Here is a 4,941-nt window from a genome sequence, read left to right as displayed (position 1 = left end):
TCATTCAATCGCACACACGCTCCCTGCGGGTCACCCGGCGGCCGTCGTCCCGATCGACCGTGGTGGTGACCGTGCGGCAGCGTTGTCTCGGGCCAACGACGATGCCGCCGGGGCCAACGCCGATGGTTGCACCCGAATCCCGTCGATCGCGATGGGAGCGCTCGTCACGGTAGTCTCGGTCGCGATTGGAGCGCTCCTCACGGTAGTCTCGGTCGCGACCCACCTGGATGTCGACCTGGGCCATTTTCAGATTTTCCGCCTTGGCAGGGAAAACCCCGCCAAATGACGAACCAGCCGTGAAGACCATAGCGGCGGTCGCCAAAGCAAACGCGATTCTCTTCATGTTACGTACCTTTCTCTGGATCATCGGATGAATGCGAAACCTCAACGAGCTACAAGCAAACCAGTTCCATCTCATCACGGTGTGGGCCGCGTAAGGCCGCGGAACACCGTTTCAAAACCCGGCCAGCCTCAACCAGTCATGCATTTGTAAAGGAACGGCCAGCTCTTCCGACCCTCAAGTTTCTGTTTGCTCGACTGCTTCTGGCAATCGGCCCATTTGGCTGTGTCTTTAGCCCACTCTTTTTTCGCCGCTTCCCACTGGTCTTTTGTCCATTTCTCGACCTGTGCCGGTAGCGAGGCTTTCGATGCGTCTGTGGCGGACGTCGCGGGCGATTGTTTTGTTGCGGGGGGCGATGCCGAGGTCTGTGCAATAGCGGCACTGGACAGGACCGCAGCAAGAAATGCCGCTGTTAGGCAAAAGCCAATCCGAAACATCAGAGTTTCCTCTTTTTTGATTCAAAGGCAGAACGACGGTGTCGGAAAAACGCTCGGCCAGTGGGTTAAGTAAGTCACATCCGCAGAATTTCGCGTTGATCTGCGTCAAGAGCCGCGACGCACGCACCGCAGCAAGCCGCTTCTTTGCTCGATCACCTCGTAAGCGAGAGCTGCGAGAGACTGCGCAATTCCAAAGCCTGAAATCGAAGCGCCACAAACCCTATAGCGCTTCGATGACGACGCGCAGGACGCCTGTTAGAAAAGCGGCCCCCGATAGTGCCGCCGTGCGCGTTGCCACGCCCGAGGGTCATTCGTTCGACGCATCGGTACTTGATTGTCAGTTGCGCGACGGCGCCGCTGCTCTGCTGCCGTCAGCGCCAGGTATTGAACGTCTGCCCCGGCTGTCCACCATCATCTCTGCCGCAAACGCGCTCCAACCATTCGCTGCAACCGACGTGCCGTGTGCCGCGACCTCCGCACGCGCTTGAGCTCAAGCGTGAGGCGGCATTCCCAAAGTGTCTCAACGTGATCCAACGCGAGCAACTTTCGCGGCCGGCAATCGCGTGAATGATACCTTCGCTTTGCAAAATCGTGACGGGGGCCGTGCCTGCGGTCGCGATGTCACGTCCTCCGATCGGATGACGACGATCGGCGAACATTCGGTCACATCTAGTTGTGCGAAGCTCGGCCGGCGACTGTGAAACAGCTCACAGGCCCGTCTTCCGATCCCTGTCATTTTGCCCGCGTGAAACATGGAGATCTCTGATGAGGCACGCAGGATCAATCGCGCTGCGCCACGTTGGACATGCGTTGCGCCGGCGGACCAGGCGGAAGAGCATTTTCATACGCATGATCGAGGCTTTGCAGCATTCACGGCAGTTGGAAGCAGCACGTGTCCATCATCGCTATCGCCATTTGACTGCCAGGGATTGGCAGGGCGAGCCGACAAGCGCCGCACCGCACGCCAATCAGGAAGAAAGCATTGCAGATGCCAACCGAGATAACGCGCCCGTCCACGCCATTCATCGCACACCCAGGCGCGCGTAGCCTCAGTCCGCTCGCCATCACGGCCATCATCGCATTTGTGATCCTTCATCTCGCCAGCGGCGTCATGCTGGAGCGTTCGCATGCGAGGCCGGCGGTCGAGCCGTCGGCATTCGCCGCGCTGGACGATGAAGCGAAGTGTCGATCGGAAGGCAAGCCGCCGGAGTCATCGCTTTCGTACGACTAGAGCGTGATCCGGAAAAGTGGGCACCGGTTTTCCGAGAAGATCACGCTCAAACAAAAAGATAGAGCGGGATGACGATTCGAAGAAAAGTCATCGCGCTCTAGGCGACGCTTCCGTCGCAGACAGGATGAAGGCGATGCCGGACCTGGCGACAAACCTTCTGCTCAGCGCCGCGGTTTTCGCCGGAGCCTTTGTATCGGGCATGGCAGGCTTTGCCTTCTCCGCCGTCGCGGGCGCGATCCTGCTTCGGATCTTCCAGCCGCTGGAAGCGGTCCCGCTGATGATGGCGTGCAGCGTCGCGGTACAGGCCGCCAATCTGTGGGCGCTGCGCAAGAACATCCAGTGGCACGGCAGCCTGATGCTGGTCGTCGGCGGCGCGCTCGGCCTTCCGATCGCGGTATACCTGCTGCGCAACGCCGACACCACCATCCTCAGGGTTGGCTTCGGGATCGTGGTCTCGCTGTATGCGGCTTACATGCTGTTCCAGCCGACATTCACGCATCTTACCGAAAAAGCCAGCGCGCGGCTCATCGCCCTGGTCGGATTTGGCGGAGGCCTGATCGGAGGGCTGACGGCGATGCCGGGCGCGGTTCCAACCATCTGGTGCGACATGCGCGGGATGCCGAAGGGCGATCAGCGCGGCCTCGTCCAGCCGTTCATCGCCATCATGCAGCTGTTCGCGCTCGCGCTGCTGCTCGAACGTCACAGCCTGTCGAGCAGGATCATGATCGATCTCGCGATCAGCCTGCCGGCGCTGCTGGCGGGATCGGCGCTCGGCATTCTGGCGTTCCGGAACATCAATGAGTTCGGCTTCCGCAAGATCGTTCTCGTGGTATTGCTGTTTTCGGGCATTTCGCTCGCTGTTGCCTGATCGACGGGCGCGGCGGGGAACCTTGCGGAAGCGGATCGATTCGGACTACGACTCATCAGGTCGAAATCCAAAACCGCCATCCCGTCACACCATACCGCCCGGCAAAACCATGACCGCACATCAACGCAATCTTTCCGCCTCGATCGATCCCGTCAAACTCGACCGCCTCGCCGAAGTCGCGGTGAAGGTCGGGCTGCGCCTGCGGCCGGGACAGGATCTGCTCCTGACCGCGCCCGCGGTGGCGCTCCCCCTGGTGAGGAAGATCGCCGAGCACGCCTACCGGGCGGGGGCCGGCCTGGTGACGCCGTTGCTGTCGGATGAGGAGGTCACGCTGTCGCGCTATCGCCACGGACATGATGGCAGTTTTGATCGCGCCGCGAACTGGCTCTATGAGGGGATGGCGAAGGCGTTCGCGGCCAACACCGCGCGGCTCGCGATCGTCGGCGACGATCCGATGCTGCTCTCGGGGCAAGACCCGGCCAGGGTGGCGCGCGCCAGCAAGGCCAACTCGATCGCCTATCAGCCGGCGCTGGAAAAGATCGTCAATTTCGAGACCAACTGGAACATCATCGCCTATCCGAGCCCGTCCTGGGCAAGACAGGTGTTCGCCGATGATCCGGAAGATGTCGCCGTCGCCAAACTGGCGGACGCGATCTTTTCGGCCTCGCGGGTCGACCAGGACGGCGCCGTCGCTGCCTGGGAGAAACACAACGCGGTGCTGCGCGAGAGGACCGAATGGCTGAACGGGCAGCGCTTCCACGCCTTGCATTATTCGGGGCCGGGCACCGACCTGACGATCGGGCTCGCGGACGGCCATGAATGGGAAGGCGGCGCGTCGACAGCCAAGAACGGCATTACCTGCAACCCCAATATCCCGACCGAGGAGGTCTTCACCACGCCGCATTGCCGGCGCGTCAGCGGTCATGTCGTCAGTTCCAAGCCGCTGTCCTACCAGGGCACGCTGATTGACGATATCGCCGTGAAGTTCGAGGAAGGCCGCATCGTCGAGGCAAGGGCCTCGCGCGGCGAAGAGGTGCTGACCAAGGTGCTCGATACCGACGAGGGTGCGCGCCGCCTCGGCGAGGTCGCGCTGGTGCCGCACTCTTCCCCGATCTCGAAAAGCGGTCTGTTGTTCTTCAACACCCTGTTCGACGAGAACGCGGCAAGCCACATCGCGCTCGGCCAGTGCTATTCAAAATGCTTTGTCGATGGGGCCAGGCTGACGCCGCAGCAGATCGCAGCGCAGGGCGGCAACGCGAGCCTCATTCACATCGACTGGATGATCGGCTCCGAGAAGACCGACGTCGACGGCCTGCACGTCGACGGCCGCCGCGTGCCGGTGTTCCGCAAGGGCGAGTGGGCGTGAGCGGTTGATCGCGTTCGCCCGCGCCGTCACCCCAGCTTCAGCCGGTAAAAATCCGTCGCCGTCTTCGAGAACAGCGCCGTCTTCTCCGCCTCGCTATATTGCGCGGCGACGCGCTTGAAGGCGTTGAAGATCACCTGATAGCTGCACTGGCCCTTGTCGGGCGGAAAATTGCTTTCGAACATGGCGCGCGCGGGTCCGAATGCCTCGATGCAGGTTTCGATATACGGCCGCCACGCCGCCGCTGCTTGCTCGGAGGAGGGCGGCTTTGGCCGCCGGTGAAAATCATAACCCAGCAGGCGCATCGCCAGTCCCCCGAGCTTGACGACGACGTTTTGACATTTGGCGATCTGCTGGATCGAGGCCTTCCAGACCGCAAAAGTCTCCTCGCGTCGGCCTGCGAAGCGGCCGATGCCGATCGGGCCGCCGCAATGGTCGAGCACGATTTGGGTGTCGGGAAAGGCACAAGCGAGATCGGCGAGTTCGCCGATCTGCGGGTGAAACAGCCAGGCGTCGAAACTGAGATTCAGCGGTGCCAGGCAGGCAAAGCCCTTGCGGAAGGTCGGATCGAGCAATAGCCCCCGTGGCCGCGTCGCATACATGCCCGCGACGTCCGGCTCCGCGTCCCAGGCAGAGGAATGGCGGATGCCGCGGAAGCGGCCGTTGCCGGCGACGATCTCGGCTTCCAGCACCGGTTTTGCC

At 62.1% G+C, this 4,941-nt stretch carries 7 protein-coding genes; 5 read left to right on the top strand and 2 right to left on the bottom strand.

All coding sequences use genetic code 11. The features are described from left to right. Positions 1-286: hypothetical protein (locus tag WCE35_RS17120; protein WP_424594515.1), on the top strand; the 286-nt coding region annotated here is incomplete at its 5' end. 185 nt (positions 287-471) lie between these two features. Here WCE35_RS17120 and WCE35_RS17115 read toward each other — a convergent pair. After that, positions 472-777, bottom strand: coding sequence for a hypothetical protein (locus WCE35_RS17115; RefSeq protein WP_424594514.1), 306 nt, complete (start codon positions 775-777; stop codon positions 472-474). A gap of 38 nt (positions 778-815) precedes the next feature. On the opposite strand from WCE35_RS17115, the gene WCE35_RS17110 reads away from it, so the two are divergent. From WCE35_RS17110 to WCE35_RS17095, 4 genes are all read left to right on the top strand, one after another. Then, positions 816-1,265 (top strand): hypothetical protein, encoded by a 450-nt coding sequence (locus WCE35_RS17110; RefSeq protein ID WP_424594513.1) that lies wholly within the window; start codon positions 816-818, stop codon positions 1,263-1,265. Between the two features lie 500 nt (positions 1,266-1,765). Then, complete coding sequence (locus WCE35_RS17105; protein WP_424594512.1) at positions 1,766-2,008, top strand: hypothetical protein; 243 nt, start codon at positions 1,766-1,768, stop codon at positions 2,006-2,008. A gap of 133 nt (positions 2,009-2,141) precedes the next feature. Then, positions 2,142-2,876: a sulfite exporter TauE/SafE family protein gene (locus tag WCE35_RS17100; protein WP_424594511.1), complete on the top strand. Its 735-nt coding sequence runs from the start codon at positions 2,142-2,144 to the stop codon at positions 2,874-2,876. Between the two features lie 109 nt (positions 2,877-2,985). After that, a complete protein-coding gene (locus tag WCE35_RS17095; RefSeq protein WP_424594510.1) occupies positions 2,986-4,242 on the top strand; it encodes an aminopeptidase in 1,257 nt (418 codons plus the stop codon). A 26-nt stretch (positions 4,243-4,268) separates the two neighbouring features. On the opposite strand, the gene WCE35_RS17090 is transcribed toward WCE35_RS17095, so the two are convergent. Beyond that, positions 4,269-4,941: amidohydrolase family protein (locus tag WCE35_RS17090; protein WP_424594509.1), on the bottom strand; the 673-nt coding region annotated here is incomplete at its 5' end.

The sequence above is a fragment of the Bradyrhizobium sp. genome, from assembly GCF_049691595.1.
Taxonomy (GTDB): Bacteria; Pseudomonadota; Alphaproteobacteria; order Rhizobiales; family Xanthobacteraceae; genus Bradyrhizobium.
This window is presented reverse-complemented; position numbering and strand designations above follow the sequence as displayed.